This window comes from Alkalihalobacterium chitinilyticum (assembly GCF_029028005.1).
Lineage (GTDB): Bacteria > Bacillota > Bacilli > Bacillales > Bacillaceae_F > Alkalihalobacterium > Alkalihalobacterium chitinilyticum.
The window spans coordinates 68,843-95,387 of record NZ_JAOTPO010000006.1; the positions used below are offsets into that span (position 1 = coordinate 68,843).

Here is a 26,545-nt window from a genome sequence, read left to right on the forward strand (position 1 = left end):
GGTCTTATGAATATCGTCATTGTTGGACGAGGCGGTCATAGTAAAGTGGTAAGAGACATTATTGAAAAATATGATCATTATGAGGTCATTGGTTATTTGGACGACATATACAAAGACTTTGAAATTACTGATAATATTTATACCGGTCCTCTTTCATTAGTCCATAAAATGGTTGAATACTTTAATGATTTAAAGTTTATTATTGCGATTGGAAATAATAAAACGAGAAAACAAATCGTTGAATACTTAAATCTACCTGAAGAGTATTATGCTACGTTTATACATCCAACAGCGGTTATAAGTCGAGATGTTCAAATAGGTCATGGAACTGTGATTATGGCAAACACAGTAGTTAATTCAAGTGCAGTGATTGGAAGTCACTGTATTTTAAATACGAATTCTGTGATCGAGCACGACAATTTTATAGGAGATTTCGTTCATATTTCACCCAAAGCCGCTCTTACCGGTACTGTTCAAGTTGAAGAAGGAGTCCATATTGGAGCAGGGGCTTCTATTATACCGAACAAAAGAATTGGCGAATGGTCAGTAATCGGTGCAGGGGCCACTGTCATTCACGATATTCCGGCATACAGTACAGCGGTTGGTGTTCCTGCAAAAGTACAAATGAAAGAGGGGGTATAATTTGAAGCAATTAGAGACAAATAAAAGAATTTTTTTATCATCACCACATATGAGTGGGAATGAGGCAAAGTATATAAGGGAAGCATTCGATACGAATTGGATTGCCCCACTTGGACCAAATGTTGATGCGTTTGAAAAAGAAATAGCCAACTATGTAGGAGTCAATGAAGCGGTTGCCTTAAGTTCTGGTACAGCAGCTATTCATTTGGCTCTTATTTTATTAGGGGTCGAAACAGGTGATAAGGTATTTTGTTCGAGCTTAACCTTTGTTGCAAGTGCGAACCCGATCCTTTATCAAGGTGCTGAGCCCGTTTTTATTGACTCTGAGCCAGAGACATGGAATATGTCGCCTGATGCATTAAAAAGAGCTTTACAAGATGCAGCAATCGAAGGAAAGCTTCCGAAAGCGATCATCGTTGTCAACTTATATGGTCAAAGTGCAAAAATGAATGAGATTGTGGCCTTATGTAATGAGTTTGGCGTTCCGATGATTGAGGATGCAGCTGAATCGTTAGGTTCAACGTATAAAGGAAAACCAAGTGGAACCTTTGGTGAATTTGGAATTTTCTCTTTTAATGGTAACAAAATCATTACGACTTCTGGTGGGGGGATGCTCGTAACAAATGATCATGAGAAGGCACAAAAAGCTCGGTTCCTTGCGACTCAAGCAAGAGACTCGGCTCAACATTATCAGCACAGTAGCAGAGGCTACAATTATCGTATGAGTAATATTTTAGCAGGTATAGGAAGAGCTCAATTAGAGGTACTTGAAGATAGAGTAAAGGCAAGACGATTGATTTATGAACGATATGCTCAGGAATTAGGTTCAATTCCAGGGCTCTTTTTTATGTCTGAATTAAAAGAAACCCACTCGAATCGGTGGTTAACTGCATTAACAATAGAAGAAATGGAAGCTGGATTTTCAGCAAATGAGGTAATTCAGTCACTCGCAGAAGCAAATATTGAAGCACGTCCTGTCTGGAAGCCCCTTCATTTGCAGCCATTGTTTGCAGGAGTAACCTATTATCCACATGATGAAGAACGAGATATTTCAGAAGAGCTATTCTTTAAAGGCCTTTGTTTACCATCAGGTTCCAACTTAATGATAGAGGAGCAATTAAGAGTTATCAATGTTATTAAAAGCGCAGTTAAGTTAAAGGTTTAGTAGGTGAATCCATGTCAACTAACAGAAACATCCCTAAAATTATCCACTACTGCTGGTTTGGTAATAATGAGAAACCTGACATTGTTAAAAAGTGTATAGCATCGTGGAATAAGCATTTGTCAGATTACGAGATCAAAGAATGGAATGAAAAGAACTTTGATTTTTCTAGTAATGCATATGCTAACGAAGCTTATCAAAACAAAAAATTTGCCTTCGTCAGTGATTATGTCAGGGTTCATGTGCTTTATCATATCGGTGGCATATATCTGGATACAGACGTAGAAGTGTTCAAGTCATTTGATGATCTTCTGCACCTTGAGTCTTTCTGGGGGTTTGAACAAGAAAGTTTTATAGGGACTAGTACGATTGGTTCTAAAAAAGGAAACCCACTTATTAAAATGTTTCTTGACTCCTATGAAGATAAGAATTTTGTGAAAGAAAACGGAATGCTCGATCAATTAACAAATGTTGCTATCATCTCGGAGCTTCTACAGAATAAAGGTCTAAAGCTAAATGGAAAGTTTCAAGAGCTTGATGAGCTCGGTACATTCTTTCCACAAACGTACTTTTCTCCTTATGACTATATTAATTGTAGAAAGTTTATTACGAAAGACACTTATGCAATGCACCATTTTTACAAAAGTTGGCTGCCTCCTAAAGCAAGAATGAAAGGAAATTTAAAATTTCTTGCCTCAAAGATTATAGGTGGTAATAACATAGCAAGAATACGGAAATTAGTATCAAAAAATTAGGTATTTTGGAGGGAGTTATGAAAAAGAAAATATTAATTGCTTCCTTCGACATGGAAGTAGGCGGTGTTGAGAGAAGTTTAATCAGTATGCTTGAGAATTTTAATTATGATAATTATCAAGTAGATCTCATGTTATACCGCCACCAAGGTGACTTTATGAATTTAATACCAGAACAAGTAAACCTTTTACCTGAAATACCCCAATATGCAACGTTCCGTAAATCAATTAACGAAGTTATAAAAGAAAAACGGTATGCGATTGGTACTGCTAGACTGCTGTCAAAATTAAGTGTGGATTTCTATAATAAGAAGAAAAAAATCGCTGAACCTGGTTATTATCAGATGCAATTAATGTGGAAGTATGCGTTGCCATTCTTACCACGTTTAACAGGAGAATATGACGCTGCCATTAGTTATTTATGGCCACATGATTTTGTAGCTGAAAAAGTAACAGCCACCCAAAAAATTGCTTGGATACACACGGATTTTTCTACGATTGAAACTGACATACATATGGATATTAAAATCTGGGATAAATGTAATAATATTGTTGCAGTTTCAGATGCATGTAAGATTGCTTTTATTAATAAGTACCCAGTGCTTAATAGTAAAGTAGAAGTAATAGAAAACATTACATCCCCTTTATTTATTAAGAAAATGGCCAATGAGAATATTGCAAACCCAATGAAAAATGATAAAAGATTTAAAATTATTACAGTAGCTCGATTGTCCCATGCTAAAGGTATAGATAATGCTGTCAAAGCATTGAATAAATTAAAGGATAAGGGCTTAAAAGATATTGCATGGTACGTAGTTGGGTATGGCGGAGACGAAGCAATGATTAAAAGCTTAATTAAAGAAAATCATCTGGAAGATAGTTTTATTCTTTTAGGAAAACAAACCAATCCGTATCCATTTATAAAAGAAGCAGATATATACGTTCAGCCTTCTAGGTATGAAGGAAAAGCGGTAACGGTAACGGAAGCCATGATTTTATCTAAACCTATTCTTATTACCAATTATTCCACAGCTCGAAGTCAAGTAAATGATAATGTAGATGGAGTAATATGTGAACTGAGCATAGATGGAATTGCAACTGGAATTGAAAGGTTAATAGAAAGCAAAGGTCTTAGAGAAAAACTTAAAAACAACCTAACACAAAAGGAATTTAGTAATCGTGATGAACTCAACAAGCTGTATAGCTTAATCAATAAAAATATAGACAGAAAAGTTAAGCAACTAGAAATTGTATAGGAGTGAAGACAGTGGAGTATAAAGTAAGTGTAATTGTACCTGTTTATAATGCTGAACAATTTCTCTCACAATGTATTAAATCACTCTTAAACCAAACACTCCAACAATGTGAGTTTATCTTTATTAATGACGGATCAATCGATGATAGTGAGAAAATTATTAAAGAGTATAAAAAGAAGGATTCGAGAATTAAATTAGTTAATCAAGAAAACCAAGGGGTAAGTATTGCGAGAAATACAGGCATTGAAATAGCGTCTGGAGAATATATCGGGTTTGTTGATGCGGATGACTATATCGAAAGTGACATGTATAAACAAATGTACACTAAAGCTAATACATGTAAATGTGATGCAGTAATTACAAATTTTGAAAGCGAAATTGAAGGCCATAAAGTTATAACAACCTATCCATTTCCAGAAAATCAAGTATTAGATCGTACTTTTATTGAAGATGAGTTGTTACCTTTTTTCTTGAAATCAGAAACGCTAAATACTGCCTGTAATAAAATTTATTTCAATAAGAGGATCAACGAAAACCATATTAGATTCCCAGAAAAAGTTGCATTAGGAGAAGATGGTATGTTTAATATGCAATTTTTTTGTAGTGCATCAAATGTCAAATATCTTAATTATACTGGATACCATTACCGTGAAGTAAACGGTAGTGCAACAAGAAATATTTTGAGTAATAATTATTTTGTTAGAGCGCTAGAAGTATATAATCTTGAATTACCTCCTATCTATTTAAAAAAATTAAGTAAAGAAAGAGTACAAGAATTAAAAGCAACAAAACTTATTAATAGTGTTCTTTCTTACATATACATCTACTTTTCGGCTTCTAAAGAATTAAGCTTTAAAGATAGGTATAGTTATGTTAGTGAAATGATAGGTCACCCAGTTGTAAGAGATTCGATATCCTCTTATGTAAATGAAGTTGCAAATAATTTAGGAAGATATGACAAGCTTTTAATCCAAATGATAAAAAGAAAAGCGACATTTGCTTTGTACTGTGCAACTGCATATAGTAAATTAAGAAATCAACGCTTTGGAGGAAGTTAATATGAAACTAATGATGTTTGCTCATGATGGTAGCTCAAATAGAGGCTGTGAAGCAATCGTACGCTCATCTACAAAACTTATAAAGGAAAAATTAAATGGGGCAAAAGTCTTTTTAGTATCAAATAACCCATCCACAGATAAAAAAATTGACTTATTAGATAATATATTTGATGGGTCAAGTACACCTATTAAGAAATATTCTTACCCGTGGTTCATCTCTTCTTTTAAGTTAAAATTTTATGGAGATGAAAGTTATGCTTTAGGTAAAGTGCATCATAAAATTATTAAACGTATTGAAGGTATGGATATTTGTTTATCTATTGGGGGTGATAATTATTGTTATGGTGAACAACCTGGTTGGTATGAAATTAATAAAAGAGTAAAAGAGCAAGGAAAAAAATTAGTACTGTGGGCTTGTTCGATTGGGGAAGAGGATATATCAACTAGAAAGCTCGAAGACTTAAAACTGTTTGATCTTATATTAGCGCGTGAAACACTTACGTATAACATGCTCATAGAAAAAGGTCTTACGAATGTAAAACTATGTGCAGATCCAGCATTTACTATGGAAAAAGAAGAATTACCTTTACCAGAGGGTTGGCAAGTAGATAATACAATAGGAATAAACTTTAGTCCTTTAGTTATGAAAAAAAACCACAAATCTAAATTCGCAGTTAGGGAACTAATTAAATATATATTAAAAACGACTGATTGTACAATAGCATTAACACCACATGTAATACAAATAGATAACAATGATTATATAGTTCTATATCAACTTTACGAAGAATTTCGTGAAACTGGAAGAGTAATTTTGTTACGGTCAGATTTAAATGCCATTCAATATAAAGGATATATTGCTAGAATGAGGTTTTTTATTGGAGCTAGAACTCATGCAACAATTGCAGCCTATTCCAATTATGTTCCAACGATGGTTTTAGGCTATAGCGTGAAATCTAAAGGAATTGCTAAAGATATTTTTGGCGAAGAAAAGTTAGTGCTTAATCTTGAAGAACTTTCAGACAGTAGAAAATTAATTAATAACTTTAATGAAATGGTTAATCAGGAAGAAGAAATTAAACAAATTCTCAAAACTAATATTCCGAATATCAAAAAGATGTCTTATAAAGCAGTAGAAGATTTAAAAGAATTGATTAAATAGCTGAGGTGTTATATGAAACAAAATATATTATTTGTAATGCCTAGCTTATCAGCTGGAGGAGGAGAAAAAAGTTTAGTTAATTTACTAACACAAATTGACTATGAATTATACGATGTAGAGTTGTTCTTGTTTAAAAGAGAAGGTCTATTCTTAAATATGTTGCCAGAAGAAGTTCAAGTACTAGATTTTCCCAAAGAATACAAAATCTTCTCGAAAGGTTTATTTACTTCATTTATAACTTTTATGAAGGAAAGACAATTTAGTCTCGCATTTTACAGAATTATGTTTACTGTAAAAAGTAGATTGATCAAGGACAATAAAAACGCTGAACAACAAACTTGGAAATATTTAAATATGTATTTTAATACAACTCATAAAGAATATGATGTAGCTATTGGTTTTCTAGAAAAAACGTCTATATATTATGTAGTAGACCGAATAAAATCAACCAAGAAAATAGGTTGGATCCATACCAATTATTCGAATTCAGGAATGAATAAAGATATTGACCATCCTTATTATGAAAAATTAGACCGAATTGTTACAGTGTCCCAGGAATGTGCTAAATCGATTAGTGAGATCTTCCCAGACTTCAAGGATAAAGTAGACGTGATATTTAATATAGTTTCACCCAAAATAATAGATAAACTTTCAAAAGAAAATATGGACATGGTAATGGATGATAAGTTTGTTAATATTGTAACAATGGGAAGATTAAGTTACGAAAAAGGAATTGACATGGCTGTTAATGCTTGTGACTTATTGGTTAAAAATGGTTTTAATATAAAATGGTATGTTTTAGGAGAAGGGGATGAAAAAGAAAACTTAGAAGAATTGATCAAAAAAAAGAAACTAGGAAACAATTTTTTCTTACTAGGACTAAAAGAAAATCCCTATCCATATATAAAAAATGCTGATATTTATGTGCAACCATCTAGATATGAAGGGAAATCGATTGCTATTGACGAAGCGAAAATATTAAAAAAGCCGATTGTTGTAACTAATTACAATAGTGCTAAAGATCAAATTGCCAATCGGGTAACAGGAATAATTGAAGAATTAAATGCAACTAGTGTTGCCGAAGGTATTCAATTATTAATTGAAAATGAAGAGATAAGAAAAAGATTAATAAATAATCTTCATGCTGAACAACTAGGAACTGAAGGAGAAATTGAAAAACTATATGATCTAATAAGGCGGTGAGTGAGTTTGAAAAAAGACCTTCTTTTCATATTAAATAACTTAAATTGTGGGGGGGCAGAGAAAGCACTTATCTCACTTTTGGAGACGATTGACTATACAAGATTTAATGTAGATCTATTTTTGTTTAAACATGAAGGACTTTTCTTTAACAAAATCCCCCAACAGGTAAATATCATAAAAGAGCCTAGCAATTATAGTTATTTTGACATGCCAATAAAAAAGGCTCTTCTTCAAAGTACAAAAAAAGGAAATTTACGGTTAATGTGGTCAAGGCTTCAAGCTGGTTACATATTTAAAACTGAAGTTAATCCTGCTAGATGTGAACAAAAGGTGTGGAAATATATACAAAAAAACTTAGACAATTTAGATAAGGAATATGATGTAGCAATTGGATATTTAGAAAAAAACCCAATCTATTTTTGTTTGGATAATGTGAAAGCAAATCTAAAATTGGGGTTTATCCATAATGACTATGACAAATTAGGGATGGATCCAATGATCGATAATAAATATTTCAATAAACTAGATAAAGTAATAACAGTATCTAATGAATGTGCTAATGTTTTAAAACAAAGGTTCCCGCAGTATAAAGAAAAGGTAGAAGTAATGTATAATATTGTTTCTCCCAGTCTTATTCAAAAAATGTCTCTGCAAAAGTTAGATGATCCACAAGACGGAATTAAGATTGTTTCAGTTGGAAGGCTAAATAAACAGAAGGGATTTGAGCTTGCAATTGACGCTTGTGAAAAGTTAGTTCATCAAGGGTACCAGGTAAGGTGGGATGTAGTAGGGGAAGGCCAGGAAAGAAGTGAATTAGAGAAATTAATAAAGGATAAAAAATTAGAAAATATATTTATTCTACATGGATTAAAAGAAAATCCCTACCCTTATGTAAGAGCAGCGGATATATATGTTCAACCTTCAAGGTTTGAAGGAAAGTCAATAGCAATCGATGAAGCAAAAATACTTCAAAAACCAATTATAACTACTAACTTTACTACAGCTAAAGATCAGATTAATCACGAAGAAACTGGTTTGATCGTAGAAATGAATGGTGAAGCAATTGCAAAAGGAGTACAAAGGTTAATTGATGATAAAACATTAAAAAATAAATTAATAAAAAATTTAACACAGGAAAAGCTTGGTACAGAAGAAGAGATTTTAAAATTATATGATATTATCAATGCGGGCTAGAGAGGTACTTTTTAAATGACGTTATTACTAATAAGCTTATTAACCATATTTAGTGGCATTATCATTATTATTTTAATAGATATTATCCCGATTTTTAAGGATTGGGCAGGAAGAATTCATATTGGAAGATTTACTAGTAAGGAATCCTGGAACAAAGCCATAGTTAGTCGTGGTATACAATGGTTAAATCATACCCCAAAAATAAAAGTAACTGATAATACTAGGCTAGTCTTTATTGATATGTTAAAAGGAAATTATTCGAAGGATGCAATTCAGCATTGGCAGGAAGCGGCATTACTATTGGGGTTAATTGAATACTTAAGAACGAAGGATGATGCTGCCTTAGAAAAAGAGATTAACCAATTTCTAAATCGAAAGTTTGATCAATCAGGCCAGTGGATCGAAAAACCTGAGCATGTAGATGGAGCTATTCTAGCTTATGCTGTTATAAAGCTAAATCATATTGAAACAGGTAAGTATAAAAAAGCTTTTGATTACACGTGGAACCTAATTAAAGAACATATTGGGGAAGATGGAACAGTAGGATATAGGAAATCTATGATGGACTACAGATACGTAGACACGATAGGTTTCATATGTCCTTTTTTAGTGGCTTATGGATTGAAATATCAAATAGAAGAATGCATAGACTTGGCTGTTAAGCAAATAAAAGAATACGAACAATGGGGGATGTTAGAAGGTCATTTTATACCATGTCATGCCTATAAAGTGAAGAATAAAGCACCACTTGGTTTGTATGGGTGGGGAAGAGGTCTTGGATGGTATGCAATTGGACTTATTGATGCTTGGGGTGAATTACCGCAAGATCATCCTTCTAAGGACATCCTAGAAGAGAGTGTTAAGAAGTTTGCTAGAGCAGCTATGAATTTTCAGCAAGACAATGGTAGTTGGAACTGGACAGTAACAAGAAATGAAAGTCGGCCAGATTCTTCAGCAACAGCAACTCTAAGTTGGTTTTTAATCAATGCAGCGAAAATTGAGGGTATTTCAGAGGAATGTCAAAGTAGTACAAGAGATTCAATTAAATACTTTATGAGTGTAACGAGAAGAAATGGTACGGTAGACTTTTCACAAGGAGATACAAAAGATATTGGAGTTTATTCTAGTATCTTTAATAAACTTCCTTTTACTCAAGGGTTTTGTATTAGGTTATTAGCCTCTTACAAGAAAAGGAGTTCTTCAAAATGCTAAAAATAATTAATTATCTAAAAGTTAGGTTGAGAAAAATTTTTTTAGAGGAGATATGGTTAGAAGACTATATTAAGCTAGGGTTACAAATAGGAGAGAATTGCTCTATACAACCAGGAGTAATTCTCGATTACTCACATTGTTGGTTAATAAAAATTGGTAATAACGTTACCATAGCACCACAAGCATATATATTAGCTCATGATGCAAGCACCAAGAGATTAAATAATTATACAAAGATAAGCAGTGTAACTATCGAAGATAATGTTTTTATAGGAGCTAGAGCTCTAATTATGCCAGGAGTTACCATTGGGAAAAATTCTATAGTTGCAGCTGGAAGTATAGTAACAAAATCAGTTCCAGCGGAGAGTGTTGTAGCAGGTAATCCAGCAAGAATAATAACTACGTTGGAAGAATATATGTACAAAAAAAATAATGAATTATTACAGTCTCCAAATGTTTTTGACTATAAATATACTCTAAATGGAAATATATCAAATGAACAAAAAAATATTATGTACCTTGAATTAAAAAATAAAATTGGATTTATCGAATAGAGTGATAGCAACTGTTTAATAACTATATATTGGAAAACCTTGAGAAGAAATATTAAATAAGCAGTGAATAGAGTAAACTTGTAAAGTGTTTTCCATGTATTGATACCTTAGACATTGGGTATTATTAGTTTTCCTCAGAATTATCTATAAAGTTAGTACAAATGTATAGTAAAGGACAGATTTTATTATGATGTTACGTATTTTAAAATCACTAAAAACAAGAATAAATAATAAATTAAATCCGAGAACAGAATTAGAAGTGTTGAGGGAAAGAGGTTTAATTCATGGAAGAAACTTTAATTTTTTTAATAGTCATATAGACTATGGTCACTGCTGGCTTGTAGAAATTGGAGATGATGTGACTATTACTAATAGTACCATTTTAGCCCATGATGCAAGTATGAAACTTCAAACAGGAAAATCTAAAATAGGAAAAGTTAAAATAGGTGATAGAGTATTTATTGGGTATAACAGTGTCGTTTTATGTAATGTAAGAATAGGGAATAACGTTATAGTAGCAGCAGGGTCGATAGTAACTAAAGATATACCAGAGAATAGTATAGTAGCGGGAAATCCAGCAAGAATAATAGGAAAAACATCAGAGTATATAAAAAAACAAAAAGAGTTTATGAAAGTTAAACCTGTCTATGATACTTATTGGCCAAATAAAACTGATAATCAAATAAATCAAATAAAAAAAGAACTAGATAATGACTTTGGGTATGACGAGTAAATATGAGAAAGGAAACCGGTATGAAAATAGCTTATATCATTCTAGCTCACAACAAACCTGAACAATTAATTAGATTAATTAACAGGCTAAATGAAGAGGATATAACATTTATTATCCATTATGATAAAAATAGTCCTGACTCAGAATTTGGAGAGCTTAAAGATTTCTTTAGTAATTATAATAATATTTATTTTTCTGAAAGGATTAAATGTTACTGGGGGGGGATTAATCTAGTTAGGGCAACATTAGGGTGTTTAAGTTTACTTCAAAAAGAAAATATTCAATATGATTATGCGTCGCTTTTAAGCGGTCAGGATTATCCCCTTTTTAGTAATAGTAAGATTAAAGAATTTTTCTACCAAAATAAAGGGAAGCAGTTTATGCAATATTTTAAACCGATAAATGTTTGGAAAAATGAGGACAGGATAAGGTACTACTATTTTAATAATTACAATATCAGAGGAAATTCGTTCAAGAAATTTGTTTTCAGTAATTTTAACCGAATAATTAAGAAGTTAAACATCAGGAGATATTACTATCCATTTGAAGAATTTTATGGTGGAAGTCAATGGTGGAGCTTATCAAAGGATTGTATTAATTATATTTTAGATTATACCAGACAGAATGGTAAGGCAGTTTCCTTTTTTAAATATGTTTTTATTCCAGATGAAATATTCTTTCAAACTATCATATTGAACTCAGACTTTAAAGAACTTGTAGTAAATAATCACCTAAGGTATATTGATTGGTCTAGTGATCCAGCTCCTAAAGTTTTAGGAAAAGAAGATCTAAATTTACTTATTAATTCAAATAAATTATTTGCTAGAAAATTTGATTGTAATAAAGACTCAGAAGTTTTAGATTTAATTGATGAAATTTGTGAAGGAAAAAAACTTAAAATATAGGGGCGATAATTAATTAAGGGGATGAAGATGAAGAATAAAGAGTATACTTATTTATTTGTTGATAATTCTTTATATATTAACTTAGAGCAAAATATCATAAGCCTAATGATTTATTTATTTTTTAAGGGTAAGCCTTTTAACTTTCTTGAAAGAAAAACAAATAATATAGTTCTTAATCAATTTGTTTTCCTTAATAGAACTTTTCGTGTATTTGAATTTATTTACCTTTTTAATAAAAAAAGGCGTATTCATGACAAATCGAATGGTATTTTTCCTACAATAACTTCTAATTTTTCTGGGAATTGTTTAATAGTTCTGCGTCAAGGAGAAAGAAAAATAATAAACTTTAGAGAAAATAATGTATTAACTTATTACTCAAGAGATATAGGAACTAATACTATTGAAAACAGGATTAATACAATAATAAATTCTCAGAAATGTAATCTTGCACCTACAGTCATTAATTACGATATAAAAAAACGATATATAAGAGAAGATTACATTAATCTAAAAACTCCCTCTTATAATTATTATAATACCAAACATATTAATAATGAGTTATTTCCTATACTAAGCAAAATTATGACAAGTACCAATCCAAAAGTTACATTGTTAGGAGACTATTTGAATGATTCGACTAAGCGATTAAACGTAGTAATGGAAAGGTATGAAAACAAAGATAGTGTTAAGGAACATAATATAATAAGAATTTGTAACTTCCTTAATGACATAAAAAAATTTTTAAGAAGTTATCCGTCTGGAAAAGAAATACTTATGGTGTTTTCACATGGCGATTTTTGGGAAGGAAATATTCTTAGAAGTAAGTCTAGATCTAAGGTAATTGATTGGAATACCTTAGAGGTTAGAAGTGCTTACTTTGATTTTTATTTTATTTTATTTCATAAAATTTCACAAATAAAAGAAGAAACTGAAAGGATCTACATAGTAGAACAAATTGATCTACTGTTTAGCAATTTCAATGTTTATTTAAAAGAAAATAATATTATTTCAAATTCAAATACCTTAAATGGAGAATACGCTGAATTCTATAGATATTTATTTTACGTAGAATCTATACTATTAAAATTACAAGAATATAGCGAAATGGATTCGAAGTATTTAAAGGTAGTACTTTCTTGGGTAGAATTGCTTGAATTATATGAATACAACATGCGATCTAAAGAAGAACAAAATCAATTAGAGTTGAATGGTATTAAAAAATTAAGCTAATATACAAGGTGTTTCCATATAGCGAGAGTATTAAGTTGAAAAGGTGTGTAGAAATGAAAAATAATTTAAAAAAAATTTTAATGCTCTTCAATCCAAAGGAAAAGAAAAAATTAATATCATTATTTTTTCTAATGATAATAGCAGCACTATTAGAAACGGTAGGAATAGGGTTAATAATCCCTTTTGTAGGGATTATTACTAACCCAGAAATTATTCACGAACAGTCTGCTCTATTATATATTTTTGAACTATTTAATTTTCAATCTACAACAGCATTTATCATATTTTCCGTAGTGATCTTTTTATCTGTTTTTGTATTAAAGAACCTATATTTATTATTTTTTTATTATGCACAGTATAGAGTTATTTTTAATCAGCAGGTAAGACTATCAAGTAGATTATTTAAAGAGTATCTAAAAAAGCCGTATACTTTTCATTTACAACGTAACACAGCAGAGCTCTTAAGAAATGTTAATGGAGAAGTACCTAAAGTATTCCAAGGAATTATCCTATCTACTTTTCAATTATTAACGGAAATTCTTGTAATTACTTGTATTTTAATATTGTTATTATTTACTGCTCCTATTGCAACAATAACAGCTTCGATATTATTAGGTAGTAGCGTAATAATATTCTTTAATTCTTTCCGCAAAAAAATAACTTCCTTAGGTAAGGAGCAACAAAAAGTTGGAAGTTCGATGATTAAATGGGTAAATCAGGGATTAGGAGCAAGTAAAGAAGTAAAAGTATCAGGGAAGGAAAACTTCTTTATTAACTCCTATAAAAATAAGAGTCAAATTCAGGCAAATAATAACCGTTATATGAGAATGTTAGAGCAAGTCCCTAGATTATTCATAGAAACTTTGATAGTATCAATTGTATTTATTACAATGCTAATAATTATCTTACAAGGTACAAACACAACACAAATTGTGTCCACAATGGCACTATTTGCTATGGCTGCTTTTCGCCTTATGCCTTCCATTAATAGAGTAATAGCAATGATCACAACAATAAAATATAGTCAACCAGCATTGGAAGTCGTTTATGAAGACTTGTTTGAAAATACTGATATTACAGAGATAAAGCATTCGATTAACCTATTTGAAAAAAGCGATATAGGAGGGAGAAAATTTAAAGATTCACTTCAATTAAAAGACGTTTCCTTTCGCTATCCCAATCAAAGAGAATATTCTATTAAAGATGTTTCATTAACTATACCAATTGGTCACTCAGCTGCATTTATCGGAGAGTCAGGTGCTGGAAAAACAACTGTTGTTGATATTTTACTAGGGCTTCTCTATCCAGAAAAAGGAAAGGTAATAGTTGACGGGAAAAGTTTATTTGAACAAAAATTATTATGGCAACAAAAAATTGGATATATTCCTCAATCTATTTATTTATCAGACGATACAATACGAGGAAACGTTGCATTTGGACTTGATAGTGATTGTATTGATGATGAACAAGTATGGTATGCATTAGAGCAAGCGCATTTAAAAGAGTTTGTCATGTCATTACCAGACCAATTGGATACTCATGTCGGGGAGCGTGGAGTTAGACTATCAGGAGGTCAACGTCAACGGATTGGAATAGCAAGAGCTTTATATCATAATCCAGAAATCTTATTTATGGATGAGGCTACATCAGCTCTTGATATTGAAACAGAAAAGGAAATCATGAAGGCAATCGATGGATTAAAAGGTGAAAAAACATTAATTATCATTGCACATCGTTTATCTACAATTGAGAATTGTGATACGGTCTTTAAAATGAGTAAAGGAAGACTAGTTTCAGTGGAAAATAAAAATGAAAGATCTGTTTTATAAAAATACTCAATAAATTTAAAGAAACATCTCATTAAATGAGATGTTTCTTTTTTTCTTTTTAGAGAGGAGTAGAATTATGAAAATCTTAGTTACAGGTGGTGCAGGATATATAGGGTCCCATACTTGTGTTGAACTATTGAATGCAGGTTATGAAGTTGTGGTTGTCGATAATTTAATGAATAGTAAGCAGGAGTCTTTAGAAAGAGTGCGAGAAATTACTGGTAAGGAAGTGTTGTTTTATCAGGTAGATTTACTAGATAAAGAAGCCCTTTTTGATGTATTTGCTAAGCATAGTATTGAGGCTGTCATTCATTTTGCTGGACTTAAAGCAGTAGGGGAGTCTGTTTCTCTACCAACGAAATACTATCACAATAATATTACTGGGACACTCAATCTATGTGAGGTGATGGAAGAGTTTGGAGTTGACCGAATGGTTTTTAGTTCTTCTGCTACTGTCTATGGACTTCAGGAATGTGTTCCGTTTCACGAAGAATTATCCCTTCAGGCAACGAACCCTTATGGTAGAACAAAACTAATGATTGAAGAAATATTACAGGATCTCTATGTTTCAAATAATAATCGGAGTATTGCTTTATTGCGTTACTTTAACCCAGTCGGTGCTCACTCGAGTGGATTAATAGGAGAAGATCCAAACGGGATACCGAATAATTTGTTTCCATACATCACTCAAGTAGCAGTAGGGAAGCTAGGAAAACTAAATGTTTTTGGTGGAGATTATCCTACACACGATGGAACGGGTGTACGCGACTATATCCATGTAGTTGATCTAGCAAATGGTCATTTGAAAGCACTAGAACAAGTTTTAAATACAACTGGAGTTAATGCTTATAATTTAGGAACTGGAAATGGTTACAGTGTTCTCGATATGGTCCACTCTTTTGAAAAAGCAACTGGGAAGAAAATTCCGTACCAAGTCACTGAGCGACGACCAGGAGATATAGCTATTAGTTACGCTGATCCTTCGAAGGCGAAAAAGGAGTTAGGTTGGGAAGCTGTAAAAGGAATAGATGAAATTTGTGAGGATTCATGGCGATGGCAATCGCAAAATCCAAATGGGTATGATACAAGGTTGGAAAGGCAAGTTACAAAATAGTGGTAAATTACCAAAAGAGAGCGTGAGAATGTGAATAAGGTAAAGCTCTGTGTTGTAACGACAACCTCGATAACAATTAGAAGTTTTCTGTTACAACAACTAGAATTCCTAACAAATAATGGCTTTGATGTTACGGTCATTTGTGATGAAGATGAAGAGCTGAGAAGAGAGTTACCTAAGGGGATTCAATATCGATCGATTAGAATGAAGCGAGGGTTGGATCCATTCGGTGCTTTAAAAAATAGCTATTTCCTTTATCGGGCTTTTAAAGAAGAAAAATTTGATATTGTGCAATATTCCACACCGAACGCTGCTCTATATGCTTCAATTGCTTCTTACATGGCTAAGATCCCGGTACGGTTATATTGTCAGTGGGGGATTAGGTATGTTGGATTTAAAGGGATACGTAGAAAGCTTTTTAAGATAGTTGAAAAAATGATTTGTTCATTATCGACCTCTATTCAGCCTGATAGTTTAGGTAATCTTACATTCAGCCGTCAAGAAAATTTGTATACTGCTGAGAAAAGTAAAGTAATTGGGAACGGTAGTGCAAATGGAGTCAACCTTATAAGGTTTGATTTTTCTAAAAGAGAATGTTGGAGTGGAGAAATTCGCCGAAAATATAATTTACTAGAAGACGAAATTATATTTGGTTTTACAGGAAGAATAACGAAAGATAAAGGAATTAATGAGCTTTTAGAGGCGTTTCAGGTTATATGCAAAGAGTTCAATAACGTTAAACTATTAATTGTTGGCCCGAGTGAGAACTATGGTATAAATTCGAGCTTATATGATTGGTCCCAGCAAAGTCATTCCGTCATTTATTGTGGATATACAGATCAAGTGGAGAGGTATTATGCTGCAATGGATGTTTTTGTTTTACCGAGTTATCGTGAAGGTTTTGGCACCGTTGTTATTGAAGCGGAAGCTATGGGGATTCCTGTGATAGTCTCTGATATTCCTGGACCGACGGATGCGATGGTAGAAGGACAAACGGGAATGGTAGTACCAAAAGGTGAAGTAGAGCCATTAATAGAAGCGATGAAGAAAATGTTAGATACTTCACTTCGAAAAGAGATGGGAAACCGAGCAATCACATTTGTAAGTGAAAGTTTTGAACAAAAAACACATTGGCAACATATTCTTAATGATCGAAAACAACTTGTAGCTGAGTTAGAGAACGATAAGAGGGAGGTTTCCCTATGATCGTACAGCCAAAAGTTTCCATTATTATGGGCGTATATAATGCGGCAGTGACATTGAGTGAAAGCATAGATTCGCTATTAAACCAAACCTATACCAATTGGGAATTAATTATGTGTGATGATGGTTCATCTGATGAGAGCTACCAAATAGCAAAGCAATATGAAAAGAAATATTGGAATGTTAAAGTAATTAAAAATGGCCAAAACCAAGGACTAGCGTCTAGCCTTAACCGTTGTCTAGAATATTGTACGGGCGACTATATTGCAAGGCAGGATGCGGATGATCGTTCTCTTCCTACTCGTATAGAAAAAGAGGTGGAGATGTTAAATCAAAACTCCCAATATGATATTGTCAGTACAGGGATGAGGTTTTTTGATGAAAAAGGTACCTGGGGAGAAATCTGCCCTGTTGAAGAGCCATTAGCGGCTGATTTCATCATTCAATCTCCTTTTTGTCATGCCCCATCTATGGTCCGGCATAAAGCACTATTAGCCGTGAATGGCTATGATGTTACTAAAAAGACGTTACGAGTAGAAGATTATAACCTATGGTTTCGGATGTATGCAAACGGTTCTAGAGGTTGTAATATAATCGAGCCTCTATATGAAGTACGAGATGATAGACATGCTATTCATAGAAGGAAGTATTCATTGAGAGTTAAAGAAGCTTACGTTCGTTTCACTGGTTACAGAATGTTAAATTTACCAAAATCCTCTTATATATATGCTTTACGACCACTTATTGTAGGTTTACTACCAGTAAGTGTATATAAATTTCTTCGCAAGCTTAGATATATGAGACGACAAAAAATAGTCACCAAATAACTGTATAATCGACTAAGGTGTATTATGCAAAAAGGCTGTTGATCTATTCAATCAGCAGCCTTTTTGCTAGTTACTTTTGAGAATACGTGTCTGTACTTAAATCATTCTCCTTTAATTCAAGAATGACATTATAGAGTCTATTGTCTTCGATGGTATAGGGCGGGGCATTTTTACCGGAATAAATCGTTGAAATCCCTTTGTTTTCAATATTCGATCTAATAGTATTTTTTCTTATCGTTAGTTCTTTTACTTCATAGGGTTCATTTTTTGTCCAATAGGAGCCTACTCTGAGTATTGCTAATTCGGAACGTTCCATATGGTCTGCATTAATGTGGTTATTTTCTAATAAGACTTTATTAGCCGATGTTATAGTAATTGCATGCGTATCACCTAATGCATTAAATTCAGAGTTGGTAATAGTAACTTGATCGGGGATACCATGAACACTATTAATACTAAAACCACCATGTCTAGACTCAAAGATACAGTTTTCAAACATGTATTCTCCAGAGTTGTTGACGGCGAGGGATCCATTAACAGTTTCGTTTTCAGTAGCAATGAACTTGCAATCCTTATAAGTACCAGTTGCGTTCGGTTATAACCAATAACTTCAATGTTTTCAAAAATACTACCGTTACTCGCATTACCAGAAGAGCTATCAAGGGCAGCTTCTCCAGTTATTGTCACGTTCTTTAAACGTAATGGAATTTTATTAATTTCAAATTGAGTATGTTGTATCTTGGTATTATTGACAGCAGTGTTTGAGACCTACCAGATGGTTTTGAGCTGGCTAAATTGACAAGGCTATCCGTAAAATCCATATCATTGACTGTTAGATCATGACCGATGAAAGCAGCTAGCTCGTCATTCATTTGGTTTCCTTGAAAGTTTGCATAATTGTAGGTAAAAATATTTGTTTCATCGAAATGGTTATTTACTATTTCTCATATTTAAAGGGTTCAGATATGGCTAAGCCTATTGCTCTAGTAGAGGCAAAGTGGTTATTCTCAACTATCGCATTTCTGCCATCATACAATATTAAGTCATACCTTGCATTATCATAGAAATGGTTTTCTTTTATATGAATGTTATGGTTTAAGTTATACCCAGCCTCTAGGTCAATACCTAATTCGGGAGCAGCACCCCCCATATGATGAAAGGCACTATTAGCAATGAGTACATCGTGAGCCCCACCTATTGTAACTCCTTGCCGACGATTATGAGCAAACTCTGAGTTTTTAACCGTAATATTATGGGAAACGCCTTGCATCCAGTATTCTAGATAAATGTCGTCAGGTACATCAGTAAGAGGAAACACGACTTGCATGTAGTCTGCTTTTTTTTGAATAGGGGTAAGTCCCCAACCCACTGGAGTGTTTGAATGGGCTGAGTTATGTTTTGATAAAAATGTACCGTCTTCTTGATAAAAATAGGCGACGTATGCATAGCTTTCTTCTGGCATGTTTGTTGATGGATGAATTGAAACGTTTTTTGAATCTCAAAGTAATGGTGTTCGATTGGTAAATATGTAATTCTAGACTTTGTTCTGTCGTTAATCAAGTTTCCTTTTTCTTCGATACTTCCCGTTTCAAAATGATGTTTATAAAGACCTTGAATTAACGTTCCCATAGAGCCAATGGCTAACCCGTCACCGGTGAAGTCTCATGCTGTTGTGTTGTCAATGGTAATATCACTCGCGCCACTAGTAATAATACCGTAACCATATTCATGCGTTCCACCAGAGGAGTAGTCAAGGGTAGTTTTATCACCTTGATATGTACCACCTTTCAAGGTGATGTTTCTCACGCCAGGTCAAACTGAAGTAACGTATATTCAGGGCGGGAATTTGTTTCTTTTGCAAGATAGCTTCATCATCTAGTAAAAATTTTATATTAGAGACCATATTGATGAACTATCTTTATCTATTAGATATGTTCCTTTTGGCACTTTAAAAGTACTGTAGTCATGTTCATTAGCCCAAATGAGCGCTTTATTAAACCCTAGTTGTTTCGCTTGGATGGGTCCCGTCATTATGAATATTCCATCTTTCTATATCGAGTTCATAGAGAGGTTATTTATGACAAAGATCTCAAAGGCACTTCCTCATGATAGTAAAGGAAAAAAGTACTGAAAAGCTTAGTGCCATAGTCAAATGTATTATCTTTTTCATTGTTCAGTCCTTTCAATTAACTTCGTCTTTAGTCAATCACAGTATAGATCAAATTCTTACTTTATAAACTCTTTTAACAGTTGAGTCGTAGTATTGTGTAGATTAAAAAATTATAAGAAAAACGTTGACAATGATAGTTGTCGAAACTTATAATGTTCTTTATTAAGAACCTCAGTTTATACAAACCATGCTAACAGTTCTATTATAATTAGTAACTGTTTATATTTTCGATCTAATCGTTCTTTATTAAGAAAGAAATGCAATTTATAGCAGAACTTATATGGAGGAAACGGATGAGTGCTATTGCTGGTATCTACCATTTAAATAATCAACCTGTGTCTCAAGAAGCTAGCATAAAGATAATGAGCGAACTTTCAAAGTTCCCTGCTGATCATATCCATACATTATCTGGCGAACACTTTTTTCTAGGATGTCATGCTCAGTGGATTACCTCAGAGTCAGTCGGTGAAACTCTACCATTCTATGATTGGGATAGAAAGTTAGCTATAACGGTAGATGCCATTATTGATAATAGACAGGAACTATTTGATAAATTACAAGTGCCTTATGATAATAGAAAAAGTATGCCGGATAGCCATTTAATTTTGCTTTCCTACGATAAATGGGGTGAAGATAGTCCGAAGTACTTAATAGGTGATTTTGCATTTATGATCTGGGATGAACGTAAGCAAATGTTTTTTGGAGCAAGAGACTTCTCAGGAAGTAGAACTCTCTATTATACATATAATCAAAAAAAGTTTGCCTTTTGCTCAACAATAGAACCCCTTCTTACATTACCAGGGATAAAAGGGGTATTAAATGATCAATGGCTTGCTGAATTTCTAGCAATTGCAGGAATGATTGATACCGCTGATGCTTCTATAACACCGTTTAGGGATATTCATCAATTAGCACCCGCCCACAGTATTACTGTTAAGAAAAGTGGTACCAAGCTGCAAAAGTATTGTCATTTTAATACTTCAGAAAAGCTCAAGTTAAGGTCAGATGGTGAATACATCGAAGCTTTTCAAGACATTTTTCAGAAGGCAGTTGATTCACGGTTACGAACTCATCTTCAAGTGGGGGCACAATTGAGTGGAGGTCTGGATTCAGGGTCCATTGTAGCTTTTGCAGCCAACACTTTGCGTCAGGAAGGAAAAACCTTACATACTTTTAGCTATATTCCACCAAGTGATTTCGATGATTTTACACCTAGACACCTAATGCCTGATGAACGACCGTTTATTCGATCTACTGTTCAACATGTTGGAGGGATCAAAGATAACTATTTCAATTTTGATGGTCGAGATCCATATACAGAAATAGATGATTTCCTTGACATTATGGAAATGCCTTATAAATTTTTTGAGAATTCGTTTTGGTTAAAAGGAATGTTTGAAAAGGCATCTGAAGAAAATATTGGTCTCTTACTTAATGGTGGTAGAGGTAACCTGACTATTTCTTGGGGGGCAGCAATTGATTATTATGCAATTTTATTAAAAAAGTTTAGATGGTTACGTCTTATGCAAGAGTTGAATTATTATAGTCAAAACTTAGGTGGAGCTAGGTTTAGAAGATTACCTCTAATTGCCAAAACTGCTTTTCCTTTTATTAATGAACGACTTTCAGTGAATCATAGTTACACAAATCCGATGTTAATCAACCCGGACTTTGCTGAAAAGATTGCTGTATTTTCTAAGTTAAAAGAATATGGCATGGACGAGTCGGGGTGGTTTTCATCACCAAATATATATGAGCAGAGAGTACGTCATTTTGAGGATGATTTTCATTGGAATGCTAGTAATACTCTTGCGGCAAAATTGTCGATGCGGTATCGATTATGGAAACGAGACCCTACAAATGATCTTCGTGTCGTACGATTTTGTTTATCACTACCGGAGGAACAGTATGTTCAGAAAGGACTAGACCGTGCTTTAGTTCGCAGGGCAACGGATCAATTACTACCCGAAAAAATTCGATTAAATCAGAAAGTTCGAGGTGTTCAAGGGGCAGACTGGGTTCATCGATTGATGCCCAAATGGGATCGCTTTATGAATGATCTCCATGAGCTTGTGAATGACGAAATATCAATGAACTATTTAAATCGAGAAACGGTGCAAAGCGCTTTAGAAAGTGTTAGGAATGGGGTTAGTCCGGAGTATGTTCTCAACCCTGATAGTAAGGTGCTCATGAGAAGCTTGATCGTTCACAAATTTATAAAAAAATTCGCTTGAAAGGAGGTGACAACATGAAAAGAGAATGGAAAAAGCCAGAATTAGAAGTGTTAAATGTTAGTGAAACAATGGCATCAACTGTTTATGGTCCTTATACAGATGAAGCTTATGTACCAGGAGAAAGTGTAGACCCAAATGACCCTGAAACTTGGGATCGTTTTACGAGCTAAGTATTACTATACTTAATTTTATTAGCCTTCATAAGTCAAATTAATATGACTAGATCCCTCTTACCTTACTTGTAAAGTATGGGGGATCTTTTATATATTTGAGCCTGTTAATGTTGGTGTTGATTTTGGGCTTGAAATGTAAAACTTATAGAGCGCATTTTGAGCCGAAGATTGATGAGTATCAACTCTTGATTTACTAAACTGTCTTTAATAAAAATTATTTGTTAATGTTATTGACTTCCTACTGATTAGGTGTTAATTTATGTATATATATTTGTTCGTTATAAAGAATTAAATTATTGAGGTATCTAATTTTAATAAAGCTTTAAAGAGCTTTTAATTTTTAAACTTTTTGTTCTTTATCAAGAACTAATTGATTTTACTAGTTAAATATATTGACTAGATGGAGGAGCAGGATGAGTGCTATAACTGGGGTCATTAATCTTAATAATCAACCTATAGATAAATCATATATAGACATGCTGATGAGTGCCTATAATTACTATTCCTTTGATGCTATTGATACATGGTTGAAGGATAATGTGTTTCTTTGCTGCCATGCACAATGGATTACTCCAGAGTCTCTTGGAGAAAAGCTACCTTATTATGATTATGATCGACAATTGGTCATAACTGCTGATGCCATTATTGATAATCGGCAAGAGTTATTCTCTAAGCTACAGATTGATCGCGATGTTCAAAAGACTATTCCAGATAGTAAGCTCATTCTATTAGCCTATGAAAAATGGGGGGAAGATGCTCCGAAGCACTTAATTGGCGACTTTGCTTTTATGATTTGGGATGAAAAAAAACAAAAATTGTTTGGTGCAAGGGATTTTTCTGGGGCACGAACACTTTATTACGTTAATGGTGAATATCAGTTTGCATTTTCTACTACAATAAAACCTTTATTTAGCCTACCTTACATTAGTACAAAATTAAATGAAGAATGGTTAGCTGAATTTATAGCTATTCCTTCAATGGTCGAAGCGGTGGATATGTCAACTACAGTTTATCAATCCGTCTTTCAAGTACCGCCATCCCATAGTATCACTGTAGAAAATAGAAAAGTATCGTTAAAAAGATATTGTAAGGTATTTACAGGTGAACAAATAAGGCTAAAGTCTAATGAAGAATATGAAGAAGCATTTCGTGAAGTTCTTGAGGAAGCTGTCAAATGTCGTATTCGTACTCATGGTTCAGTAGGTTCTCATTTAAGTGGGGGATTGGACTCGGGTTCAGTAGTAAGTTTCGCTGCAAGAGAATTAAAGAAGCAAAATAAAAATATACATACGTACAGTTATATCCCTGAAGAGAATTTTATAAATTGGACACCTAACTATTATATATCTGATGAAACACCATTTATCAAAGAGACTGTAAACTACGTAGGAAACATAATAGACACCTATTGTGACTTTAAAGGAAAAAGCCCATTGAATGTAATAGATGATTTTCTTGAATTAATGGAAATGCCATATAAATTTATAGAAAATACTTTCTGGTTAAAGGGTATTTATGAGGTTGCTGAGCAAAATGGAATAAAAGTTTTATTAAATGGTGCGAGAGGGAACCATTCCATTTCTTGGGGTTCTTTAAACTTAACATATAATTACTATTCAACGCTACTTAAAAAATTACAACTAATTCGTTTAAATTATGAATTAGATTCGTATTGTAAAAATTTTAGAACAGGTAAATCTGTAATGGTACCTTTTATAGCTAAAAAAGCTTTTCCTCTATTAGCACAAAGTGTGAGAAAGAATGATGAAGGAAATCAATTTCAATCATTTATTAATCCTAATTTAGCTAAGAGAACGAGAGTTTATGAGAAATTAATGTCCTTTGGTGTGAATCCTAAAGGAGGATCTGTCACTGACTTGTCTAGTTATAGAAGAAAGTATTACGACCAGTTATTCCCATGGAATAAAAGTGGAGTGGCAGGAACCAACTTGTCTTTAAAATATTCGATTTGGGATAGGGACCCTACAAACGATATACGTGTAATTCGCTATTGTCTAGCTATACCGGATGAGCAATATGTAACGGGTGGGTTAGAGCGATCATTAATTCGAAGGTCTATGAAAAATCTTTTACCTGATAAAGTGAGACTTAATCAAAATAGTCGAGGAATACAAGGTGCCGACGTAATCCATCGAATGACTTCTAATTGGGGGAGCTTTATTTGTGAAATAAAACAGTTAAGTATCGATTCAAGAATGTCTGAATTATTAGACATGAATGTAATAAAAGAAGCAGTTAAAGAGTATGAAAATCAGCCACGTCCAGAAATGGTTTTTGAAGATAGTTTTAAAATCTTAACACGTAGCTTAATCCTTTACCGATTTATGAATAAATTTTAATTGAAAGGAGGTGATAAGATGAAAAAATTATGGAAGCAGCCAAACCTAGAAATTCTTGATGTAAGTATGACAATGAATGGACCAGGCAATGCAAACCCAGATTGTTTTGATGTTTCTGAAGGAAAAAGCGAAACACATGATGGGCAATCTAATGCAAGTTGTAGAGATGGTCAACTCTTTAGTTAAGAGGCTTTTTTGAAGAAGTTTTAGACACCAGCCCTTATACCTTAAGCAAGTATAAGGGATGTTTTGGAGAATTTCTAATCAAAAAATAAGCAGCTTGGAAGTTCTCCAGAATAGTTAATTGAGCTAATAAAAAATTGGGGGAACCAAAAACATGAATCATTTTCTAACTTACAGAGGATTTGGTTTTAATATAGCAAGTGTCATTCCACTTCGCGAATTATTGGTGATTGATAATGGAGAAAACATTGATATTACAATTGAGATGGCTGATTTATCACAAATGTGGGAGGACTTATCCGATCCTGACTATGATCCATATTTTGTAATCTATGAAAATTTCTTATTGTTTCATATGCCAAACACAGCTATCTTTCTTATAGAAGAGGGTAAACGTATTTATGTTTCTCCTATGAACGATGTTGACGAAGATACTCTCAGGCTTTACTTACTGGGAACCTGCATGGGTGGGATATTAATGCAACGCAGGATCCTGCCGTTACATGGTAGTGCGATTGCCATTGATGGAAAAGCCTATGCGGTTGTTGGAGACTCTGGTGCGGGTAAGTCAACACTTGCTTCTGCCTTTTTAAAGAGAGGCTATCAGTTAATTAGTGACGATGTTATTCCTGTGACTTTAAGTAAAGGGCAGACTCCATATGTTACACCAGCCTACCCTCAGCAAAAGTTGTGGCAAGAGAGTTTGACCGAATTTGGTATGGAATCAGGAAAATACCGACCTATTGTTGATCGTGAAACAAAGTTCGCTATACCTGTCGTTCATCAATTTGTAGATGAAATCTTACCACTAGCAGGGATCTTTGAATTAACCAAAACCAGTAATGATGAAATTCAGTTGTTACCTATACAAAAACTGCAGCGTTTTCAGTTACTTTTTTATAATACGTATCGAAACTTCTACATTGAACGTGCCGGGTTAATGAAATGGCACTTCGACTTTTCCGCTAAGATGGTCAACCACATAGAGTTCTATCAGATCCAACGACCGACATCACGTTTTACAGCGAACACATTAACCGAGATGATTTTAGACACTATTCAAAAGGAGGCAAACGTAATATGACAACGAAGCAAATCGGACTACGTACTATAGTTAATCAAGGCCCAGGAAATATTGTAAGTGATATGGATGGCGAAAAAGTAATGTTAAGCATTGATAAAGGTAAATATTTTAACTTGGGTGATGTAGGTGGAGACATTTGGGAGCTTATTGAACGCCCTATTAAAGTGGAAGAAATTGTTGAAAAGCTACTAAAAGAGTATGATGTCGAGCATAGCCAATGTGAAGAACAAGTCGTTTCTTTTCTGACTTTATTAGCGAAAGAGGATTTAATTCAGGTAAACTAACATGTTATTAATAGGTTCGAG

At 33.3% G+C, this 26,545-nt stretch carries 25 protein-coding genes; 23 read left to right on the forward strand and 2 right to left on the reverse strand.

Annotated elements, in window-relative coordinates; genetic code table 11:
- Positions 1-6: 6 nt before the first annotated feature.
- The 17 genes from N7Z68_RS10350 to N7Z68_RS10430 all read left to right on the forward strand — a co-directional run bounded on the left by N7Z68_RS10350 (position 7) and on the right by N7Z68_RS10430 (position 18,036).
- Entirely contained in the window at positions 7-642 is a 636-nt protein-coding gene (locus tag N7Z68_RS10350) for an acetyltransferase (protein WP_275118409.1), read from the forward strand.
- Positions 643-691: 49 nt separating this feature from the next.
- Positions 692-1,807 carry an aminotransferase class I/II-fold pyridoxal phosphate-dependent enzyme gene (locus tag N7Z68_RS10355; protein ID WP_275118585.1) on the forward strand — a complete coding sequence of 372 codons (1,116 nt, stop codon included), beginning with the start codon at positions 692-694 and terminating at the stop codon, positions 1,805-1,807.
- A gap of 11 nt (positions 1,808-1,818) precedes the next feature.
- A complete protein-coding gene (locus tag N7Z68_RS10360) occupies positions 1,819-2,559 on the forward strand; it encodes a glycosyltransferase family 32 protein (protein ID WP_275118410.1) in 741 nt (246 codons plus the stop codon).
- 17 nt (positions 2,560-2,576) lie between these two features.
- Positions 2,577-3,812, forward strand: a complete 1,236-nt coding sequence (locus tag N7Z68_RS10365) for a glycosyltransferase (RefSeq protein ID WP_275118411.1) — start codon at positions 2,577-2,579, stop codon at positions 3,810-3,812.
- A gap of 11 nt (positions 3,813-3,823) precedes the next feature.
- Complete coding sequence (locus N7Z68_RS10370; protein WP_275118412.1) at positions 3,824-4,870, forward strand: glycosyltransferase; 1,047 nt, start codon at positions 3,824-3,826, stop codon at positions 4,868-4,870.
- Position 4,871: 1 nt separating this feature from the next.
- Positions 4,872-6,032 (forward strand): polysaccharide pyruvyl transferase family protein, encoded by a 1,161-nt coding sequence (locus N7Z68_RS10375; RefSeq protein ID WP_275118413.1) that lies wholly within the window; start codon positions 4,872-4,874, stop codon positions 6,030-6,032.
- 12 nt (positions 6,033-6,044) lie between these two features.
- Positions 6,045-7,235, forward strand: a complete 1,191-nt coding sequence (locus tag N7Z68_RS10380; RefSeq protein WP_275118414.1) for a glycosyltransferase — start codon at positions 6,045-6,047, stop codon at positions 7,233-7,235.
- A 6-nt stretch (positions 7,236-7,241) separates the two neighbouring features.
- Positions 7,242-8,429 carry a glycosyltransferase gene (locus N7Z68_RS10385; protein ID WP_275118415.1) on the forward strand — a complete coding sequence of 396 codons (1,188 nt, stop codon included), beginning with the start codon at positions 7,242-7,244 and terminating at the stop codon, positions 8,427-8,429.
- A 15-nt stretch (positions 8,430-8,444) separates the two neighbouring features.
- On the forward strand, positions 8,445-9,641 hold the full coding sequence (locus tag N7Z68_RS10390; protein WP_275118416.1) for a glycoside hydrolase family 88 protein: 1,197 nt from the start codon (positions 8,445-8,447) through the stop codon (positions 9,639-9,641).
- Positions 9,635-10,195, forward strand: coding sequence for an acyltransferase (locus N7Z68_RS10395; RefSeq protein ID WP_275118417.1), 561 nt, complete (start codon positions 9,635-9,637; stop codon positions 10,193-10,195). The genes N7Z68_RS10390 and N7Z68_RS10395 overlap by 7 nt, the downstream gene beginning before the upstream one ends.
- A 187-nt stretch (positions 10,196-10,382) precedes the next feature.
- Entirely contained in the window at positions 10,383-10,928 is a 546-nt protein-coding gene (locus N7Z68_RS10400) for an acyltransferase (RefSeq protein WP_275118418.1), read from the forward strand.
- Between the two features lie 2 nt (positions 10,929-10,930).
- Positions 10,931-11,833 carry a beta-1,6-N-acetylglucosaminyltransferase gene (locus N7Z68_RS10405; RefSeq protein WP_275118419.1) on the forward strand — a complete coding sequence of 301 codons (903 nt, stop codon included), beginning with the start codon at positions 10,931-10,933 and terminating at the stop codon, positions 11,831-11,833.
- Between the two features lie 27 nt (positions 11,834-11,860).
- Complete coding sequence (locus N7Z68_RS10410; RefSeq protein ID WP_275118420.1) at positions 11,861-13,063, forward strand: protein kinase family protein; 1,203 nt, start codon at positions 11,861-11,863, stop codon at positions 13,061-13,063.
- Positions 13,064-13,116: 53 nt separating this feature from the next.
- Entirely contained in the window at positions 13,117-14,892 is a 1,776-nt protein-coding gene (locus N7Z68_RS10415; RefSeq protein ID WP_275118421.1) for an ABC transporter ATP-binding protein, read from the forward strand.
- Positions 14,893-14,968: 76 nt separating this feature from the next.
- Complete coding sequence (gene galE / locus N7Z68_RS10420; protein ID WP_275118422.1) at positions 14,969-16,006, forward strand: UDP-glucose 4-epimerase GalE; 1,038 nt, start codon at positions 14,969-14,971, stop codon at positions 16,004-16,006.
- A gap of 30 nt (positions 16,007-16,036) precedes the next feature.
- Positions 16,037-17,212, forward strand: a complete 1,176-nt coding sequence (locus N7Z68_RS10425) for a glycosyltransferase family 4 protein (RefSeq protein WP_275118423.1) — start codon at positions 16,037-16,039, stop codon at positions 17,210-17,212.
- Positions 17,209-18,036 (forward strand): glycosyltransferase, encoded by an 828-nt coding sequence (locus N7Z68_RS10430; RefSeq protein WP_275118424.1) that lies wholly within the window; start codon positions 17,209-17,211, stop codon positions 18,034-18,036. Before N7Z68_RS10425 ends, N7Z68_RS10430 begins: the two co-directional genes overlap by 4 nt.
- Before the next feature lie 70 nt (positions 18,037-18,106).
- Here N7Z68_RS10430 and N7Z68_RS10435 read toward each other — a convergent pair whose 3' ends face one another.
- Together N7Z68_RS10435 and N7Z68_RS10440 are read right to left on the reverse strand one after the other, a co-directional pair.
- Complete coding sequence (locus tag N7Z68_RS10435) at positions 18,107-18,535, reverse strand: right-handed parallel beta-helix repeat-containing protein (RefSeq protein ID WP_275118425.1); 429 nt, start codon at positions 18,533-18,535, stop codon at positions 18,107-18,109.
- 438 nt (positions 18,536-18,973) lie between these two features.
- On the reverse strand, positions 18,974-19,498 hold the full coding sequence (locus N7Z68_RS10440; RefSeq protein WP_275118426.1) for a right-handed parallel beta-helix repeat-containing protein: 525 nt from the start codon (positions 19,496-19,498) through the stop codon (positions 18,974-18,976).
- Between the two features lie 1,001 nt (positions 19,499-20,499).
- On the opposite strand from N7Z68_RS10440, the gene N7Z68_RS10445 reads away from it, so the two are divergent.
- The 6 genes from N7Z68_RS10445 to N7Z68_RS10470 all read left to right on the forward strand — a co-directional run bounded on the left by N7Z68_RS10445 (position 20,500) and on the right by N7Z68_RS10470 (position 26,524).
- Positions 20,500-22,440, forward strand: a complete 1,941-nt coding sequence (locus N7Z68_RS10445) for an asparagine synthase-related protein (RefSeq protein ID WP_275118427.1) — start codon at positions 20,500-20,502, stop codon at positions 22,438-22,440.
- Between the two features lie 14 nt (positions 22,441-22,454).
- The gene (locus tag N7Z68_RS10450) at positions 22,455-22,610 is read left to right on the forward strand and encodes a paeninodin family lasso peptide (RefSeq protein WP_275118428.1); all 156 of its coding nucleotides are present in this window, start codon (positions 22,455-22,457) and stop codon (positions 22,608-22,610) included.
- A gap of 416 nt (positions 22,611-23,026) precedes the next feature.
- Positions 23,027-24,973, forward strand: a complete 1,947-nt coding sequence (locus tag N7Z68_RS10455; RefSeq protein ID WP_275118429.1) for an asparagine synthase-related protein — start codon at positions 23,027-23,029, stop codon at positions 24,971-24,973.
- A gap of 18 nt (positions 24,974-24,991) precedes the next feature.
- Complete coding sequence (locus N7Z68_RS24360) at positions 24,992-25,159, forward strand: paeninodin family lasso peptide (RefSeq protein ID WP_373323127.1); 168 nt, start codon at positions 24,992-24,994, stop codon at positions 25,157-25,159.
- Between the two features lie 151 nt (positions 25,160-25,310).
- The gene (locus N7Z68_RS10465; RefSeq protein WP_275118430.1) at positions 25,311-26,240 is read left to right on the forward strand and encodes an aldolase; all 930 of its coding nucleotides are present in this window, start codon (positions 25,311-25,313) and stop codon (positions 26,238-26,240) included.
- The gene (locus N7Z68_RS10470) at positions 26,237-26,524 is read left to right on the forward strand and encodes a lasso peptide biosynthesis PqqD family chaperone (protein WP_275118431.1); all 288 of its coding nucleotides are present in this window, start codon (positions 26,237-26,239) and stop codon (positions 26,522-26,524) included. The genes N7Z68_RS10465 and N7Z68_RS10470 overlap by 4 nt, the downstream gene beginning before the upstream one ends.
- Positions 26,525-26,545 lie beyond the last annotated feature (21 nt).